We start from the raw sequence: 19,534 nt of genomic DNA on the forward strand, positions 1-19,534 counted from the left end.
GGCCTGCCGCCCCTCCCCGAGGAGGAAGGGTTCACCCCCGGGGGGGCGTTCCGCCTCGAAACCGGGGACGCCCCGATGCGGGTGCCGGCGCAATTCGCCATTCCCACCGATCTCGCGCCCGGCTCGCGGATCGTGTTCTACCGCATAACCGACCTGATGACCGCGGATGGGCCCGTGCGTGGCTATCAGGAGGTTGAGACCGGAATTGTCGGGGCGGACGGTATGGCACGCACGTCCTCGCCGCCGCATGACGGGATTCAAGGTGAGGGGGATTACAACTTCTTTGGGATCGACGACGCCAAGATCCGTCAGATCGGTCAGAAAACCACAGTCGTCGCCAAGGGCCTCAAAGACGTGGTTCAAACCAGCGCCTTTGTTGCTGGTGCGGCGGGCGGGGCTTTCATTGGCGCCCTCAGTGCGAGCGGTAAGATCAACCTCAATGTGCCGCGAAGTGTCGGCAGCCTGATCACCAGTGTCCTGAACGCGGATACGTTCGAATATATCGGTGAGAAGATCGTCGAAGTCGTCTCCGATATCGGTGATTTCGTGACGTCCATTGTGGGCAGTGCAGCCGCGAATACGCTCGGCGGAACGCAACCGATCATCACCGGGACGACGGCTCTTCTCGTAACCGAGAGCGAGGACACGGCTGTGGTTGATCCGCGCCTTGAAATTCGTGGCTTACGGCTGGCACAACCCGCGACATCCTCACTTCCGCTGCCCAGTTGGGTGGTGTTCGGCGATTTCGACATTGATGAGCTTCAGGCCAAAATGCTCGACGCGGGGCAGGCCGAGCCCGATACAGTGCTGCGGGCCGCCGCAGGGGGTGGCATTGCCGTGCGGGCCGAGTTTCGGCGCGAAGGTAGCGACGACATCCTGACAGTGCGGCCACCGCGCGACGTGGCCGTGTCGAACCTGCGAGTCGTGCGTCCTTACCTTTCAGCGCAGGATTTCGTGACGGCGCCGAGCCCCACTGAATATAGCCTTGGCGCTGCTCCCGGCGGTGGCTACAAGGATGTCGCATGGGACGTCTCGGAGCCGGTTATCCTGCGGGGGCGCGCAGGCGATACCTTCGTTGCGGTCGAGCGCGGAATCACCCAACCCGAAGGTGCCGAAGTCGCGACGGTTAAGGGCAAGCTGGATCAGCTCGTCGTGATCCGCGAAAAGGCGGACGATTTCGGCATACCGCGGCCCTCGCTCGTGGCTCGTATCCCGATTGGCCATCTTGACGGAGCAGGTGAGCCGATCGAAGACATGCCTACGACGCGCCCGGACCGCGTGGTGATGACATCGGATCGCTCACGCCTCTATGTCGGGCTCAGCGGGGCGGGCGGCATCGCGGTTGTGGATGCGGTTCTCTATCGTCAGATCGACGTGGGCTCCGCCGACGATGATGTAACAAGCTTTATCAAGATCGATGGCGCACAAATCGGCGAGGTCATCCTCGACCGTGGCGACGACTTCCTGATCGCAACCGACCGCGCTGCGGGCGTGCTCTATTTCATCGGCATCAACCCCGACGACACCGAGACGTATCATAAGGTCTCGTCCCGGAAACTCGATCTTGACTGGCCGATCACCGGCGCCACGCTCACCCCTGATTTTACCCAGCTTGTGGTCTCTCAAAGTGACCGTGGCGATGCGCAGGGCGGCAATGGTCGCGTAGCCATTTTTGACCTTGCCGCGGTGCAGGCGGCAGATGAAGCGGTGCAACCTATCTTCGAGATCGGCCCGCGCGGAACCTCGAACGGGGCATTCCTGCGCAATCCGGCAAATGTCCAAACCCGGATCGACACCGCCACGAATGAGGTGAAGCTGATCATTCTGGACGGGGGCAGGCAAACCGCTACAGGTGACAGCACCGGCGCCTACAACGGCACTATCGTGGTTGTAGGTCGTGACGTGAAAGAGCCAGAAAACTGGTCTCATCAGTCCAACGTGTCTTTCAACTTCCCGCTCGGGGCGGATCACGATTCCGGCAGCGACCCGTTTTCGATCGCCGATCCCACCGACATCGTCTTTAGCCGCGATGGCGCAACCGCCTATGTCATCGGCCAAAGGCGCTTTGACACGCGTTTCGTCGAGCGGAACCCGAACGCCGTCGAGAACAATCCAACCCCGCGCTATCGCTTCAACCTGGCGGGCACCAACGTCGCGATCATCAAGAACCTGCTGTCAGACCCCAAAGCCGATGGCGGCGCGAAAACACCAACTGTCGTCGCAGCCACTCGCGGCATACCCGAAAGCTGGGGTACCGACCTTGGCCTCTCTGCGGATGGATCACGGCTCTTCATGTCGGGCGGGCGGCAAGGCATTGTTCTGGCCTATGATCTGAAAGCGATCGAGGATCATCTTGAGGCAAACAAGGGCGATCCGGATTATTATGACCATCCTATCGACGATCTGAACGGAGCAGGAACCCCCCTCGCAACCAGTGGACCGCGGCGCTCGATCAACACCGACATCGATGTGCGTGGCGGGTTTGGTCTCTTTGATCGCACGCGCTTTGATGGTGGCGGTGGCGGAGCCGAGCCGATCTATTTGGGCGCGTTCGAAGGAAACAATCCGGTAGGAACACCTTCGCGTTGGGCCCCCATTGTGACCGGTGGCATCACCGGAGGCGTGGCCGAGGGCCGCACCAGCATCAATCTCAATGTCGAAACCAACGGACCGCTTGAAGTCTCGGCCGGGACGGGTGCCATAGACTTGCCGGATTATAGCAAGGCCGGAACCGGTGAGACGCTCGAATTCCTCTTCGATCTGACCAATCTCGACGAACTGGTCGAGATGGTCTTTACGCTCTCCGTCGCGGCCCCCGGCGAAGGGCTTTACATCACAGATTCCTCCGATGCGGAACGCAAGGCGATCAGCAATCTTGGCTACATCGACAGCCGTCTCGATGGCACGCAACTGACCGAGCTGCCTGTTGAAGGCAACCGCAACCGTATCTTTACAAAACGCATGAGCGGCGCGGAGTTACGCGCGCAATTTCCTGATGGAAAGGTCCGGGTCGCATTACCGAGTGACACCGTGCTCACTGCGGGGCAACAATATTTCTGGGGTGTTCAGACGGTGCTTCAGGGCTCGAATAACGACCCCTCGAACCCTTCGGTCGAGGCAAGCCTCGTGATCAGACCGCAAAAGCCCAAGACAGGCGACCGTTATGCGGGGGTCACTGTCGTCACCCACGGCTTTAGCGCGCCGCTGCTGGGCCCCGAGGCGACCGAAACGTCGGTTTTCGGGCTTGCGCAGGCCATTGCGGACGCGGGCGACGGGGTGGTTATGGTCTACGATCCCGGTGTCGAGTCAACCGACCGCCGCCGCGTTGGCAACTGGGTTCAGGTGGGCGGCGCGGGCAAATCGGCGACGGATGCCAATTCGCTTGTTCTGGTGGGCGATTGGATCGACGCGAGCAGCATCAATGACACCGGCTTTGCCGAGGCGGCGGCGGACACCTTCTATGCCGAGATGATCGATCTGGATGACCGGCTCTCGGGCCTGTTGGCCTCTCCGCTTCATTTCATCGGGCAGGATCGCGGTGCCTCGGTCAATTCCGAGATTGTGCAACGGCTTCTGGCCTTCGAGGGCGAGGACAAGCTGGGTGATATTCATGTCACCACGATCGACCCCGGGGGCGTTCAGCCGCAGATGAAGGTGCCGCTCTCGGGTTTCCTGACAACGGTACAGGACATGTCGAACCTCGTGTCGGTAGGCTTCTTCGCCTACGGCGTCTTTCAGACTTACCTCTCGGTTCAGTCCCTTGGGACCGCTAGCCCGGTTGCGGTGCCCGCCGCCGCCGCGGCGTTCCGCAACGCCAAGCTTGCGGCGGATTTTGCCACCAAGGCCGAAAAGGCCAATACTGCCGTCACACGGCTGGGCTTCAACACGATCGACTTCACGAACTTCCAGGACCCGAAGGTCGTCAACTGGAAAGGTGTGGGTTTCGCCGACAATTACTATCAACAAGCCGTTGATCCCAAGCGCGCCTGGTCGTTCACATGGCGCGGGGCCCCAGTCAAAACTGCGGACATCAATTTTAACCTCACCGGGCTGCCCGGCTTTTTCGAGGATGACAACGTCCCCAATATCTCGATCGGCGATCAACTTGGTCTCGGGGTGGGCACCCTGAACGCGCGTGCGGTCGGATGGTATTTGGGCACTACAAACCTCAATGCCGATACATTCCCGGGTGTAGGTAATTCCCCGGATCAGATCTGGCGCCGCGTGTCCGACCGGTTCGTGGATACCAAGACCGCCTTTCCCCCGGCCGAAAAGCTATGGGAGAGCGTCGGAAAACTCGCACGTTATTACAATGATACCGCCGCCCCGCGCTTCAAGGATGTGGCCGAAAGCAGCGCAGGCTTCGATGGCAACACCAAGAGCTGGTATGTCGCAAGAGAGTTCGAGCAAAGCCCGCTGCGCGCCCGCACCAACGCCATAGCCAAGCTTGATGAACGTGCATGGGAAGGCGTCGGTACGGGCTGGTTCTATTCGACCCTCGGAGGTGGCAGCGCCCTTCAGAGCAAAATCAACAAGACCAACCGTGACAAGTATGATCCCGAGAAAGTCGACAACTCGGCTCAACCGGGCCAGACCGAGGTGATCGAGGACGTCTTCAATGGTGACTTCGACAGCACGGTGCGCCCGCTCTACGGTCGTGCCCCGATCCCGGGTCGCAGCGCCTATGAGATCGCCGGCTGGTCGTTCCACGGCGGTGGCATAGGCGATCTTGACCGGCCCACGCGCCTACCGGGTTACTACGACGGTGCCACGTTGGGGCAGGGTATTCCCTTTCCAAATCTCAACGCGATCCGGGCGAAGCCATCCTTCGATAAGTTCAAGGCGACGCTCCCGCCCAAGTTCTTTGCAGATCCGGGAAAAACCATTCTTACCGAGACTGCCAGCAACGCTTGGAAGCTGATCGAATTCCTTGCAGGCGAGGTGTTTGCCACGGGTCAAAGCTCAAAGATCGTTGATCAACTGAGCAAGGCGCAGGTCACGGACCTGCCCGAGTTGCTGCTGGATTTCGTCAAGACCAGCACACTCAAGGTCAAGGATTTCGTATTCGGCGGCGGTGCGATGGACGTCCTGCGCGAACTTCAACAGGCCTTTTTGACCGAAGGCGGCCGCCTGTTCAGTATTGATCCGCCTGCCAAAGGCAGCGTGCTGAGTGCGGTGATCGACTCGACCCTTGAGCAGGGCAAGGAAATTTTTAAAGACGGTGAAGAGGATCTCGCGCTCAAGGAATGGCTCGGCCTTCAGCAACGGAATGTGAGCAAGACTGACGTGGCCGGCAAGGGTCTTAAGTTCCTGCGCGACGAACTGATCAAGCGCATTCCCAAGGTGCTCAAATTCATTCAGGCCAATCTTGTGGACTACAGTTTCGACCTTCAGCCGGGCCGCAGTCTTGTGCACAATACGATGCGCTTTCCTGAGGGTAAGGATCTGTTGGGTCTGGACCTTGCGTGGTATCCCCGGCTCGCTCTTGGCGATGACGCCGCCCCCACAGACAGCACCCTCAGGGTCTATGCAAATGTCGCCGGCACCAATTATGAACTTCTGCCCGAAGTGGACGGGGCCGCCACCGGCACGGGCACTGAGCTCACTCCCCAACGGGTCATGTTCAAAGTGCCCGACGAGGTGATCGGCGACGTCGGACGCCTTTTCCTTGTGGTCGACAAGGCCAGTGGCGCCGCGCCCAGCCCGTTCATCAGTGCCGATGTGGACAACATCAGCTTCAATGGCGCGGTGGCCTTCTCGGACAGTCACGGGGACGAGCAAGACCTTAACATTTTCTTCAGTGATGAAGGTCAATCGCTGACCAATGCCGACGGGGTAGATGCCCTGTTCGTCTCTCAGGAAACCGGAACGGGCATCGACCGCCACGAACTTGAGATAGAGAACCGGAACGAGGCCGCAATCACACTGGAGGTGACGATCCCGGCCAACGATTTCCTGACCATCAGTGCGGTTGAAGGCACATGGCGCGGCCCGGGCGGGTTGCTCGCCGATGCGCCGATCGACATGCGTGACGGGGCGAGCGAGGTGAAACTCACGTTGTTGCTGCCAGCGGGCAAAACCGCCAAGCTCGGACTGTCGGCTTCGGTGGAAAAAGAGCGACTCGAAGAACTTCTGGGTGTTGATGGCCTTTCCCTGCTGACCGGCAGGATGGACATCCACTATGATATTCAGGGCAAACCGCAATCTTACGACACGACCGCCAACCTCTTTTATCTTCTGGACGCGGGCGATAGCGCGGCCAATGACGGTGTCATCGGGCTTGCCGACACCAAAAGCGGAACCCGCCGCGAGATCGTCGTTCCCGTGCGCGGCGTATTGGGCGAAATCGCCGCATTGGACGCCGACATCGTCGATTCTCGCCGCAATGAATGGTTGGGCGTGACAAGTGATCCGGAGAGGATCACGCTCGGCTTTGCTCCGACCGGCATTGCGGCAGTGCCAGGCAAACAGCCGATCCTCGAGGATAGCGGCACTCTACGATTGTTTTGGCAAGACAATGAGTTGAGCCGATATGACATTGAGGGGCGTGGCACGGCGGCACAGGTCATCAACCTTGATACCGAAGGTCTGCGCGCGGCGTTGAAGGCACAGTTGCAAGCTATGCGCGAGCAGGAAACACAAGAAAGCGACAGCGACGAGGCGGGTTTTTCGGCGCTGTTCGAAGGGCTGACCGATACGCAGTGGAGCATGGTCGCGGACGAGATTTTCGACCGGGTTCAGACCATGTTGGCCCCGGCAGGCGAGGGCGCGTTCCTTCCCACGCGGACGGCCGAGGGCGCCGTTACCTGGGTGCTGAGCCAAGGCGAAGAAGGGCTGACAGATCTGCCCGTGGAGACTTCCGAGGCCGAGAAGGCCGCCGCCGATACGCAAGAGGCGGTAGACGAGGCGCTGGACGAGCAGAGCGCGCGGGTAGAGGCGCCGAAGTCCGATTTCGAGAAAGCCGCGGCTGAACTGGAAGGGATTTTCGTGGCCGATCCCGAAGATCACGCCGAACTTGCGATCTTGGCCGAAGAATTCGGCAGATTCTCCAGCGACGCGCTGTCACGGGTCGAGACGATCAAGGACAACGCCACAGAGATCGGCGCCGAGATCGCAAATGTCATCGGCGCGTTGGAAGGCGATACCGAGGCATTTGCAAAGCTGGGTGCACCGGTGGCCACTGCGGTCGCCAATGTGGCGCAGGACGCCGACAGTGTCGAACCCTCGATGACCGAATTGCTTGACCGCCAAGTGGCGCTGATCGCCGAGGCCCAAGCCGTTGCGGAGAGCCCTGAGCAACTCGGCCTTCTCAATCAGCTCCAAGCCACGCTGGACAGGATCGACGGCGGTGCGCAGAACGTGCTTGCCTCGCTCGGGAGTGTCGGCCTTATGCAAGGCAAGGGCTTCCAGCCGAGACCGGAGCTTGGCGATGCCGTCAATAGCGGCATGGCGCAAATGTTGAATGGCTTAAAACAGGCCGGAACCAACAATGGCGGTAGTGGGCTACTGGGCGGCGTCCTCAAGAATGTCTCGGACCTGCTGGGCGACGGGCTGGGCAACCAATTCGATGACGCCTTTAAGGGCATCATCAGCGAAAATCAGGGCTTGCTGAGCGGCCTCAATGGGGTGTTCGGCGAAAACGAGGGGCTGCTGAACCAGATTGGTCAACTTTTCGGTGATAAAGTTCCGACGCCACTTACCCAGGAAGTCCAGACATCGCTTGGCGGGTTGAAAAACCTGATGAACCGACTTGGCACAAGTTTCGGTGAGATGAACCAAAACCTGCAAGGTGTCATGGCGGCCACGGCAAAGTCTGAAGACAGTTTCAGGGATTTGGGGGCCAAGGCGATGACCTTGGGCAACGATCTTATCTTTGAGGCTGATGGTGTCGAAACACAGGTGCTAGCCGCGGAAGCAGCGCATATGTCGGCGGCAAGTATCGGACGCAATGGAGATAACATTGAGGCCGCCGAAGCGATGGCCGAGAGCGTTTCAGGTGAGTTCAGTGCCAGTCAAGATTCCATCAGCGAGATACGCACACGTGGCGGCGGGCTGATTCAGGGTGGCCAGAACCTGCTCGATGCTTTGCCTGGTCTATTGCAGGGCGGCTCCGACCTGATCGAGGGCCTGATCCGGGCCCCTGGCGGCACAGATGCTGGCGACGGCTCCAGCGGCACTGGGCTGCTGGGCGGCATCGGTAATCTCTTCGACAACCTGACGCCACATCTGGATGGACTGGCGGGCAACCTCACCAAGTTGAATCAGACCGGCACCGCGCAGATCGAAACCGCAAGCGGCTCGCAAAGCGGGTTGGGCAAAATGCTGGACGGCATCGCTGACCTCTTTGAGAAAGTGGGGCAAAGCCCGCTGATGACATCTTTGGCACAAGACGAAGGCGGCTCCGGGAATGGCGGGCTGGGCGGTGTGCTCGCCAATATCGGCGGAGAAAACCAGGTGATCGGTTCGAACCTCGCAAAGCGGCTGGTGGAGGCTCTGGGTTTTGAAGAATCACCGACCGCGCCCAAGCCTTCAGGCGGTGGTGGCGGGCTTTTCAACAGCGGGGCCCTTTTGAAGGTGCTGAGCAAAGAGCTTCAGATCGACAATCCGTTCTCCGCGCTGAAGCTTAAAACCGAAGAGATGCGCGACACTCTTTCCGGTGCTATTCGCAAGACCGGCGAAATGATGCAGCTTCTTGAGACCACCGGGCCGGACGGCCCGATCCCCGCCGGCATTTTCGATCTGTTGCAAGGTGCAATGCAGGACGCGGGCACGGGCAAAGCCTGGTTCAGCGAGGCTGAGACGATCAACCGCAACCTTGGCGGGATGCTTGGGTCTCTTTTCCCCAAAGCGTCCCAGAGCGTCTCCGGCTCCCTTGGTGCCCTTAGCCAAAAAGTGGGTGAGTTGTTCGAAACACAGCAATCGGCCATGAGCGGGCTGGGCGCGATATTCGACGGGATCGCGCGTGATGGCGGCAGTATGCTGGACATGCTGGCGGCGGGCGAAGCGCCGCCCGAAGGGTTCAAGCGCACGCTGGCAGGCAAGCTGATCGATCAGGACGCCGCTTGGGGGCGGACCGAGGCGCAACTGGGCCTGACCGAGACGCAGCTCACCAGCATCAAAGACGCCGCCGAAACCGCGGGACTGGGCGCAGATGGCGCGCTAGCGGCACTCGATGGCTCGCTTTCGGGCGTGCTGACCGAAGTCGCCACCCAAGGCACTACGTTCGCAGATGCGTCGGCCAGCGTGCGTGATGTGGCCGAGCGTATCGCGGCGCTTGTTCCGGGTGACAGCGCCGGGGTCGAAGCACTCCGCACCGAACTTCAGGAGAGTATCGCCGCCGCCAAAACCGAGGCCGAGGCGACGCGCCAAAAGGTAGAGGAGGCCACCGAGGAGACCAAAGAATCTCTCAACGAGCTTGAGGCCGAGGCTGCCGAAATAACCGATGCCACCCGGCTGGGCTTCGCCAGCTTCGATTTCACGCCGCTCAATCCCGGGCCGCCCGACAATATTGAGCCCGCGGCCGATCTCGACAAATTGCTGCGCAGCGACGTTGACGATCTTCTGACCAAGACGCAGCAACGTTTCCGCCTTGATGCGCTTTTCAACGCCGACCACGCCGAGGACCGGGTGGTGATCGACACCTCCGCCTTGTTCGATGCGCTGCGGGCACGGGCCAGTGCCGAGGGTGAGGAGTTTGATGCCATTGGCGCCTTTGCCGAAACCGTCGCGTGGACCTACGCGCACGAGCTTGCCCACACGCTCGGCCTGCCTGATCTTTACGATGCACAAACCGGCAAGGAACTGGACGGCGCGGGGTTGATGGGCGTGCGGGGAGAATTCGCCCAGACCGACGCACAGAAAGACGTGATCCGGTTCGCCTCGGACGTGCCGGACGCGGGCGATATAGTCGAAGTGACCGGCGTTCTGGACATGCTGCGCGTGGCGCGCGACGCGGGCGTGATGGACCGCGGAAACCGCACTGACAGCGATTATTTGCTGGCCCCCCCGACCGGCGCACGCCCGCTGACCACCACCGGCTGGCACGTGCTGGGCGACGTAAATGAAGGGCCCACTGACGGCATAGAACTGCGCGAAGGCGGTGGCAGCCGCACTGCGGCCTATCGCAGTTTCGTGATTCCGCCCGGCGCAACGACCTTCAGCTTCACCCTGCATACACAGTTGGTTGACGAGCGCGGCGCACCTCCCGATGCGATCGAACTCGCGCTGCTCGACGCTCTTGGCAACGCCATCACGGTTCTTCCGGGGCTGAGCAACACCGATGCCGCGCTCAACCTTCAGGCCAACGGCACGTTGCGCAATGCGCCCGAACTCACCATAGCCCCTGCGACTGGGGGCCAACGCGACTTCACAAGCCGCCGCGTCACACTTGATCTGACCCGGCTTACGGTCGGTGCGCGCCTTGCGCTTTCGCTTGATTTGCTCGGGTTCGGCTCTGAGACCTCCCGGGTAATGGCGGATGGGTTTGCCTTTGATGTCCCCAGCGTTGAAAACAATACACCGCCGCGCCTGACCAGCGGAGCAAACGTGACGCTCGATGAGGATGGCGCGGCCCTTGTCGATCTCCGGACACTTGTCACGGATGCCGAAGGCGATGCGCTCAACTATGAAATCACGAGCCCGCCGGCACGCGGCACGCTCGATCCGGTTGAACCGGGTGTCTGGCGCTATAAACCGGCACCGGATTTCAATGGCACTGATGGTCTTCTCTTCACGGCAAGCGATGGTGTTTTCCGTCCGCTCCCAGTGCTGTTGAACCTTGTCGTGCGGCCTCAGAATGACGCGCCCACGATGACGCCCGAGCGAACGGAAACCGCGAGCGAAGGTGATACGATCCTGCTTCAGGTGCAGGCGGTCGACCCTGACGGCGATACCTTGGCCTATTCGCTTGAGACTGCGGTCGAGGGCGCTGTTTTGACCGGTGAAGGTGCACTGACCTGGACAGTGCCTGACGGGCCTGCAACGGGTATTTTCCGGCTGCTGGCCGATGACGGCCAAGGGGGCACCGCAAGACAGACCCTTCGGGTTGTGGCCGTGAACGCCGCACCGGCAATCCGTCTGAACGCGCCCGCCGAGGCCGTGGTCGAAACCGAGGCGCGGCTCTCCCTCACCATTGCGGATCCGGGCGATGATCCCACTGGGCCGGTGACGGTGGACTGGGGCGATGGGACGACCGAAACCCTGCCAGCGCACACAACAGCCTTGTCCCATGTCTATGACAGGCTGGGAAATTTCCAGATCACGGTCAGCGCCGCTGATGACGACGGCGCAACGGGCAGCGCCACGGCTCGGATCAACATCGTGACGCCGGGCCTGCGTGTGACCTCGCTCACCTCGGGGGCGTGGGGTGTCAACGTGCGGTTCAATGAGCCCGTGGATACCGGGCTTCCCAACCCCTATCGGCTTGGCGGTGACACGGGTGAACCTATCGACGTGCTGCTCCTCGATGAAACGGGGGAGGTCGTGCGCGGCTCGCTCGTGCCCGATTCCGATGCGCGCGGCTTTACCTTCATCGCGAGTGACCCGGGCCTCGCGCCGGGAACATACCGCCTGCGCCTGACTGGCGATACGCTGGGCTGGAGGAGCAAGTGGGATCTTCTTGAAACCGGCCCCGATGGATACGAAGAGCGAAGCTTCACGGTGGCCGAGGCGGCGGTGCGCCTCAAAGTCGACCACGCCATTCAGACCCCCGGAGAGCCGCTTGGCCCGCAGGGCAGGGGGCTTTCGGTGGTCATGAGCCAATCGGGCGGCTTGCGCTCGATCGTTTTGCGCGCGGAGTGGGATGCCGACATGATGAGCATGACCGGCCTCACCTCTGGGCTGAGCGGTGTCAGGGTCTCGCGCGTGGATACTGGAACGACGATACCGGGCTCGGGCCTCTGGCGGCTTGACTTCGATACACCGCCGGATGCGGGCGAGATCAAGCTTGGCGACCTGATGGGCCGAATGCACAGCACGGCGGCCTATGGATCACAAGGTGCACCATTGCGCCTGAGCGCGGTCGAGATAAACGGCGTGGCCACGGCTTCGGAACGGGCGGCTGGTATACGCGCGTTCCGCAGCGCGCCTGCTATGTCCGCCGCCTCGGGTCAATCGCTCACCCTCGCGGCCCTCCGGGGTGATGCCGATGGTGACGGTCAGCGTACCGGCGCCGATGCCGCGATCTTTGCAGAGCTTCCTCGTGACGACCTGACCGGGCTTGATGCGTGGCGGCTTACGGATCCCAATCTTCTGCGCCCGTTACCGGGCATGGGACTGGTGACAGACCCTGACATTGACCTTATCTCGGCGTCAGGGCGCAGGGCGGGAACAGGTTTCGATCCCTTTTCGCCAACGCCACCAAGGCTCGGAGAGGTGACTGCAACCGGGTCCGCGCTCGCGCTTTTCGACAACGGGACACAGAGCGATGCGGGTGAGAGCGATCGGCTCTATTATCTAAGCTACAGCCGCCCAACCGAGATCTGTCTTGTCGATCAGGGTATCTCCGCCGATCACAACGGTGCGATCTCTGCCGGACTTTGCTTTGAAGGCGAGCCGCGCGCCTTGAATGATCCCGATCAGCTCTGGCGCCTCAGCGGACTGCGCGAGCTTACCGCCGATGAGCAGGGAGAAGACGCCGAGAGACATGAGCAGATGCCGCAAATGTCCTCGGGCGCATTCTGTTTCGCAGGGACAGCACCCGACGACATGGAAGAGGGGGCCGTGTTCGGCCTGACCGCACGTCCCGCCGAAGAAAGACTGCGCAGCCTTGCCGATGGCGAAGGGCCACCGCCGCAACATCTTATGTGCTTTGAAAAGGTTACACAGGAACCCACCACGCTTGAGCCACAGCCCAATCCGCCCGAAGCGGAACAAGAGGCCAAAGCGACCCCGACGCCATCGCAGAACAACGCTCATCTGACGCCCTTTACGGCGCTTGCCCTCATCAGTGCCGTTGCGTCCACCGCTCCGCGAGACATGCAACGCAGGAAAAATCGCCGCCATGCTATCCTCTTGGATGATGACAAAGCGAATCAGGCGGCCCCATGACGAATAAGGATGATCCGGAGACACACCAACCCGGCACCAATGCACAGGAACGACGCGTCCGGCTCGACACCAGCCGGATGAAAAGCTCGTATTGCAATGTCTGCAACGCGACCAGTACACGCGAAGAAGTGGTGCTCAATTTCGGCCTCAATCAATCATGGGATCGCAGCGACGGTGATCTCGAGATTGAAATTCAGCACCGCGTCATCATGAGTCCGCATGCCGCGCGCAAGCTGAAGGATGTGCTTGACGAGTTGATCGACAGCTACGAATCCCGCCACGGCCCGTTGCAGGAGTAGCGACCCAGTGGAAGGGCGCACCGAACATCGGGAAGACGGCGTGACCGACTCGGAAGAGATGGGCGCACGCGCTGAGCCCGCAGATCCATGGCGCGCGTTTCTCGAACCCGGTGATGGTGCCGATTTTCTCGCAGGGTGGCTCTCTATCGCTTGTGGCCGGATCGAACATACCTCGGGCGCGGTTCTCTTCTTGCGGGGCGATGGAGGGCGTCTTGGCCCGGTGGCGCTGTGGAAGGTGGAGCCGGCCGCAATCAGTGATTTCGCCGTGATGGCCGAGGCGCTTTTGCGACAGCCCGAACCGCTGGTCGATCGTGGCGAGGGGCGCAGCCTTCTGGGATATCCGATCGAAACCGGCGGTGACGTGCAGGGCGTCCTTGTTCTGGCCCTCTTAAGACACCCAAGCGGGGCCTCGTTGCGCCGCCTCATGCGCGAGCTTCACTGGGCCTGCGGCTGGATCGAGGCGCGGCTCATGCAAGGGCAGGCGCGGTTGGGCCGCAAACAGGCCGAGAGCGCGCGTCTCGTGACCGCGCTTCTGGCGGCCTGCGGTGAACACGAACGGTTCGATGGTGCGGCGCTCGCATTGGTGAATGCCATTCCGGACCTGACCGGTTTCGATGGCGCGGCGCTTGGGATGCGACGTGGTGGGCGTGTCCGTCTTGAGGCGATGTCGCGCGCGGCATCATTCGGTCGGCGTGCAGAGCGAACCCGCGCCTATGAGGCCGCCATGGACGAGGCGGTGGCGCAGGCCGAGGTGGTCGCCTGGCCCGAGCGCCCCGATGGCCGCCGGGTCATCGACGCGGCCCACCGCAGTCTTGCGGGCGATCTGGGGGCGGGGGTTCTCGTGTCTGCACCACTGAGCGTTCATGGGAAGACCGTGGGTGTGCTCACGTTGGAAAAATCCCGCGGAAGCGAGGAAACCGTGCGCCTGGGTGCAGATACTCTCGACGAATTGCGCCTTGTCACGGCCGCCTTGGCATCGCTCCTCAAGGCCAAGCATGACGAGCGTCGGCTGATCTCGGGGCGGCTGCGCCATTGGGTCGGTCGGGGCGGCAGCGCGATATTGGGCCGGCGTCCTGCGATCTCCCTCGCCGCGATCATGCTTGTCGTGGCGCTTGTGCTGCCATTCTTCGTTCCTGCGGACCTTCGCGTGCGGGCCGCGGCCACCGTCGAAGGACGAACCCAACAGGCGGCTGTAGCGCCAGTTGACGGCTTCATCGCCGAAGCGCCGGTCCGCGCCGGCGAAGAGGTCGTGTCGGGGGATGTGATAGCACGGCTCGACAATCGCGATCTGAAACTGGAAGCAGCCGCCGCAGAGGCCCGAACCGCCGAGGCGCGCCAATCTCTGCGCGAAGCTCTGGCGAAAGGTGATCGCGGCGCTGCGGCCGTCGCCAACGCCGATCTGGCCGAAGCACACGCCACGGCCGATCTGGTCAAAGCGCGGCTTGACAGATTGATCATACGGGCGCCGATAGACGGGCTTGTTGTCTCGGGCGATCTCAGTCAGCGCATTGGCTCACCTGTAAGTCGCGGAGATGTGCTTTTCGAAATCGCTGAGCAAGCGGGTTGGAAACTTCGCATCGACGTGAGTGAATACGATCTGGCCCTTGTCGAACCGGGGCAGACCGGTCACGCGGTCTTGTCAGGGATGTCGGACATTCCCATCGCTTTCGATGTCTTGACGATCGCGTCGGTGTCTGACCCGGCGGAAGGCGAAAACCGGTTTCGCGTCGAGGCGCGTATCACCCAAGCTCCCCCGGCGCTTCGCCCCGGACTTGAGGGTGTGGCGAAAATCGTGGCCGGCCAAACCACGCTGGCCAATGCTTGGCTGCGCGGCACCAGAGTTCGTCTTCGTCTCCTTCTGTGGAGGTTCCTGCCGTGAGCGATGCGCATTCCTCCTCCGACTGGTATCGCATCAGCGAAGCGCGGCCGCGTCTGCGCCGAGATGTGCGGGTGATCCGGCATATGTATCTCGGCCAACCCTGGTATATCCTGTCAAACCGAACGGGCACAAAGGTTCACAGGCTGACCGCCGCGGCGCAAGAGGTTGCCGGACGTCTCGCCGGGCGCAACTCGGTCGAGGAAATCTGGCTTGAGTTGTCTGATAAACTGGGCCAGTCCGCCCCCTCTCAGGACGAGATCATCCGCCTGCTGTCACAGCTACATCAATCCGACCTGCTTGAAGCGACCGAAACGCCGCTCCTGTCGGACATGCTCGAACGTCGCGACAAGGATCGTTTGCAAATCTGGCGAAAGCTGCTGCTCAATCCGTTGTCCGTGACCGTGCCGATGATCGACCCGGATCGCCCGCTGCGCGCCCTGTGCGCCGCCATGTCACTTATCCCGCGCGCAATCTGGTGGCTGGTGCCACTGCTGATTGTCGCGATTGCGTTGGCGCTTCTGCCGGTTCACTGGCGCGCACTGACCGATCGCGGACTCGAAGGATTCCTCGACCTCGAGAACCTTGCCCTGATCGCGCTCATTTACCCGGTCGTGAAGGCTTTTCATGAGATCGGCCATGGCGTGGCCGTGCGGGCCCGTGGTGGCGAAGTGCATGAGATGGGGCTGATGTTCATCGCCTTTTATCCAATCCCCTATGTCGAGGCGTCGGCGGCACTTGTCTTTCCATCGAAATGGGACCGCGCGGCAGTTGCGGGCGCGGGTGTCGCGGTCGAATTGGTCATTGCCAGCCTTGCCTTTCTGCTCTGGATCGGTGTCGAGCCGGGCACGGCGCGGACAATCCTGTTCAACACGATGGTCATTTCTGGCCTCTCGACACTTGCGGTCAATGGCAATCCGCTCCTGAAATTCGACGGCTACCATGTGCTGTGCGACCTGATTGAAATCCCGAATCTCGGCAAACGCGGCAATGAATGGTGGGGCGAGATGACACGGGTGCATCTGCTCGGCACTGATGAAAGGGCGCGAACACGGATGCAGACCACCGGCTGGGAGCGCCTTTGGTTCATCTTTTATCCGCCTGCGGCCTTTGCCTATCGCGTGTTCATCTCGTTGACGATCGCGCTTTTCGTGGCGACAACCTACCGGCTTGTCGGCGTGGCGCTGGCGCTTTGGTCAATGACGCTCATGCTTCTCTGGCCTATGGCCAAGACGGCACACAAGGCTGTAACCGATCCCCGGATACGGGCCGCCGGGGCGCGTGCGGTGGCCGGGGCAGGGGGGATGGCGGCGGTCGCCCTTTTCGCCCTTTTTCTCGTGCCCCTGCCTCACTACGCTGTTGTTCAGGGCGTCACTTGGCTTCCGTCCGAGGCCGTTCTGCGCGCGCCTCAGGCAGGCCATATCGTAACGGTGGCTGCACAAGACGGCGCCATGGTCACTGCCGGTGCGCCGCTCCTGTCGCTGGACGCCCCCGAGCTTGCGGCCGAGCAAAGGGTCAGCGCCGCGCGGTTGGAGCGCGCTCAGGCACAGTATAATGTCGCGCGTGTCGCAGGTGAGGCCGAGGCGGCACAATACCGGCAACGTGTAGACGAGGCGCGCACGGCCTTGGCCGATGCGCGCGCGCGGCTGTCCGAACTTGAGATGCGCGCGCCTCTGACCGGTCACCTTGATCTGCCGGGTCAGACAGTGCCGAAAGGTCAATTCGTGACACGCGGTGCTCAGATTGGTCACATCCTACCGGGCACGCCCCCCGTGATCCGCATGGCCGTGCCGCAGGACTATGTTAACATGATACGGGACGATCTTCGTGGCATCGACGTGCGCTTTGCATCGCACCCCGCAATCGAACACGGCGCCCGCATTCTGCGCGAAGTGCCTGCGGGACGCGACATTCTGCCGTCCCGCGTGCTCGCGATCGAGGGCGGTGGGCCGTTCGCCACCGTTCCTTCCGACGATGGTACCACGCGAAGCGTGACACGCATCTTTCAGTTTGATCTTGGCCTGCATGATGGCGCCGCGCCGCCGGTTTACGGGCTGCGGGCGCATGTGCGCCTGCGCTTTTCTCCCAAGCCACTCGCGGTGCGCGTGGGCCGCTCCATCAGATCCTTGTTCCTGAGCACGTTCGATGTTTGACGGCGCGCGGCCTTGGACGATCTCGGACCGTGCCGACGGGGCCGAGCCCGAGCGCCGCCCGATACCGCCCAGACGCACCGACGAGGTGGTGCAGGCTGCACTGTCGCATCTGCGCCGCGCCACGCGTCCTCCGGGCCTGCGGGCGCGTTGGGAAACACGGCGTATCATTCGCGAAGGGCGGAGCCTTGCCACCCTTGACGATAACGCGCTTGTCCGACTGGTGCGGACACAGGCTCCGCTACTTCTGGACCGTGGGTTTCGCGGACGTCCTTTGCGGATTGCCGCCGCCGGTATTCGCGAAATGACCCGCCGCAAGCTTGGTCTTCTCCATCATCCGGTGCAGATCACCGCCGGCCTGGCCTTGTTGCGCGGTCAGATCGTGGAAATGGCGACCGGGGAGGGCAAGACGATCACCGCCCTACTTCCGGCCATTCTCGTGGCGCTGACTGGGACGCCGGTGCATGTTGTCACGGTAAACCGCTATCTTGCGGCGCGCGACGCCGAAACGCTCGCGCCCGTGCTCGGGGCGTTTGGCCTGAGCCACGGGGTCATTACCGACGAAACAGAACACCATTTGCGCCCCGCCATCTATGACAGCGATGTGGTCTTTTCGACGAATTCCGACATCGCTTTCGATTATCTGCGCGACCGCATCGCCCACGGCGCCGACCGTTCTTTGCTGGCCGTCATGGCGCGGCGCGTTCTGGCCAAAGGCGGCGCGCGCGACAATCGGCGGATCCTGACCCGCGGTCTCGGTTTTGCCATCGTGGACGAAGTCGACTCGATCCTCATCGACGAAGCCCAGACCCCACTGATCATAACGTCGGAACGACCCGGCGGAGATGCCGAGCGCGCAGGTGAGGACCAGATGCTCGCACTTGCCTCGACATTGGAGGAGGGGCGCGACTACCGTTTAGACCGAAAGGCGCGCCGCATTCGCCTTCTGCCGGGTGCCGACGACATTCTTAACGGAATTGTTCCCAGCGATCCCCGCCTTATTCCGGACCTCGCGCGCCGTGAGGCCCTGACACAGGCGCTCTCCGCCCTGCATCTCTATCAGCGCGATGAACACTATATTCTGACCGATGACGGCCTTGCCATCGTCGATGAATTCACCGGACGGGTCATGCCAGACCGTCAATGGCAAAGCGGGCTGCACCAGATGATCGAAGCCAAGGAACGTGTAGAGCGGTCGGGACAGCGCGTAACCCTTGCACAAATCACCTATCAGATGTTTTTCGGCCGCTATCTTTGGTTCTCCGGCATGACCGGCACCGCAACCGAGGTGGCCCGAGAACTCCGCCTTAGTCACGGCAGGGCGGTCATAAGGCTGCCAACGAACAGGCGTGTGCGACGACGCCTTGCACGGACCCGGCTCTTTGGCACCGCCGATCGCAAATGGCAGGCGATCACCCGCGACGTGCGTCGCATCACAGCCCAAGGTCGTCCGGTTCTTGTCGGGACGCGCTCGGTCGCGGCCTCCGAACTCATCGCCGCTCGGCTCAGGGCCGCCGGATGTGACCCCGTGGTTCTAAGCGCCCGTCAGGATGCCGACGAAGCCGCCATCGTGTCCCGCGCAGGCGAGGCCGGACGAATCACCGTTGCAACGAACATGGCCGGTCGCGGCACCGACATTCCGATTGCTCCCGATATCGAGGCCCGCGGCGGCTTGCATGTCATTCTGACCGAATTTCACAGTTCCGCACGGATTGATCGACAACTGATCGGACGGGCAGGACGGCAAGGACAGCGCGGTTCCGCGGCCGCTTATGTCTCCCTCGAAGATCCGCTTTTTCAGGATATGACGCCCGGACTTGCGCGCGCGATGGCTTGGCTCAGCCTGCGATGGTCCGGCCGCTTGCCCGCACCATTGGCCGAGCTTTTGCGCAATGTCTCACAAATGCGCTCAGAGCGGCGTGGACGACGAAGACGATCAGATACCGTGAAGCGGGCGCGCAAACAGGAAAAAGCACTGGGATTTCGACCGGACAATATTTGAACAGTAAAACTATGTATATCAGCCAGATAGGAGATATATCTAAAGCGATTAGTTCAAATTCGGATGCCTATATTATTTACATAATACTGATTATGCGCCTTTAAGGTGCTCGATTTTGAAACCAACCAAAGCCCCCGATTTTCGCACGCTCCCCCGGCTT

The 19,534-nt window shown here is 61.8% G+C and carries 5 protein-coding genes (1 of these 5 cut by a window edge); all 5 read left to right on the forward strand.

From position 1 onward, the window contains the following. Tightly spaced (at most 40 nt apart), the 5 genes in view from V8359_RS04205 to V8359_RS04225 form a layout consistent with a single transcriptional unit that may run on beyond the window. Positions 1-13,047, forward strand: the final stretch of a protein-coding gene (locus V8359_RS04205) for a CARDB domain-containing protein (protein WP_336427456.1). The gene continues 21,576 nt to the left of window position 1, outside the view; the window shows 13,047 of its 34,623 coding nt (coding positions 21,577-34,623); the start codon falls outside the window, past its left edge; it ends in the stop codon at positions 13,045-13,047. Beyond that, positions 13,044-13,346 (forward strand): DUF3467 domain-containing protein, encoded by a 303-nt coding sequence (locus tag V8359_RS04210; RefSeq protein ID WP_336427457.1) that lies wholly within the window; start codon positions 13,044-13,046, stop codon positions 13,344-13,346. Before V8359_RS04205 ends, V8359_RS04210 begins: the two co-directional genes overlap by 4 nt. A gap of 40 nt (positions 13,347-13,386) precedes the next feature. Then, positions 13,387-15,225 carry an HlyD family efflux transporter periplasmic adaptor subunit gene (locus V8359_RS04215; RefSeq protein ID WP_336427458.1) on the forward strand — a complete coding sequence of 613 codons (1,839 nt, stop codon included), beginning with the start codon at positions 13,387-13,389 and terminating at the stop codon, positions 15,223-15,225. Beyond that, the gene (locus V8359_RS04220) at positions 15,222-17,375 is read left to right on the forward strand and encodes an efflux RND transporter periplasmic adaptor subunit (protein ID WP_336427459.1); all 2,154 of its coding nucleotides are present in this window, start codon (positions 15,222-15,224) and stop codon (positions 17,373-17,375) included. Before V8359_RS04215 ends, V8359_RS04220 begins: the two co-directional genes overlap by 4 nt. Then, positions 17,368-19,374, forward strand: coding sequence for a preprotein translocase subunit SecA (locus tag V8359_RS04225; protein ID WP_336427460.1), 2,007 nt, complete (start codon positions 17,368-17,370; stop codon positions 19,372-19,374). The genes V8359_RS04220 and V8359_RS04225 overlap by 8 nt, the downstream gene beginning before the upstream one ends. The last annotated feature ends 160 nt before the right edge of the window (positions 19,375-19,534 follow it).

This window comes from Roseovarius sp. E0-M6 (assembly GCF_037083845.1).
Classification (GTDB): Bacteria; Pseudomonadota; Alphaproteobacteria; order Rhodobacterales; family Rhodobacteraceae; genus Roseovarius.

What these genes read in the sequence shown, in the direction of transcription:
- V8359_RS04210 (WP_336427457.1), top strand. Translation starts at nt 13,044, where the DNA reads ATGACGAATAAGGATGATCCGGAGACACACCAACCCGGCACCAATGCA.
- V8359_RS04225 (WP_336427460.1), top strand. Translation starts at nt 17,368, where the DNA reads ATGTTTGACGGCGCGCGGCCTTGGACGATCTCGGACCGTGCCGACGGG.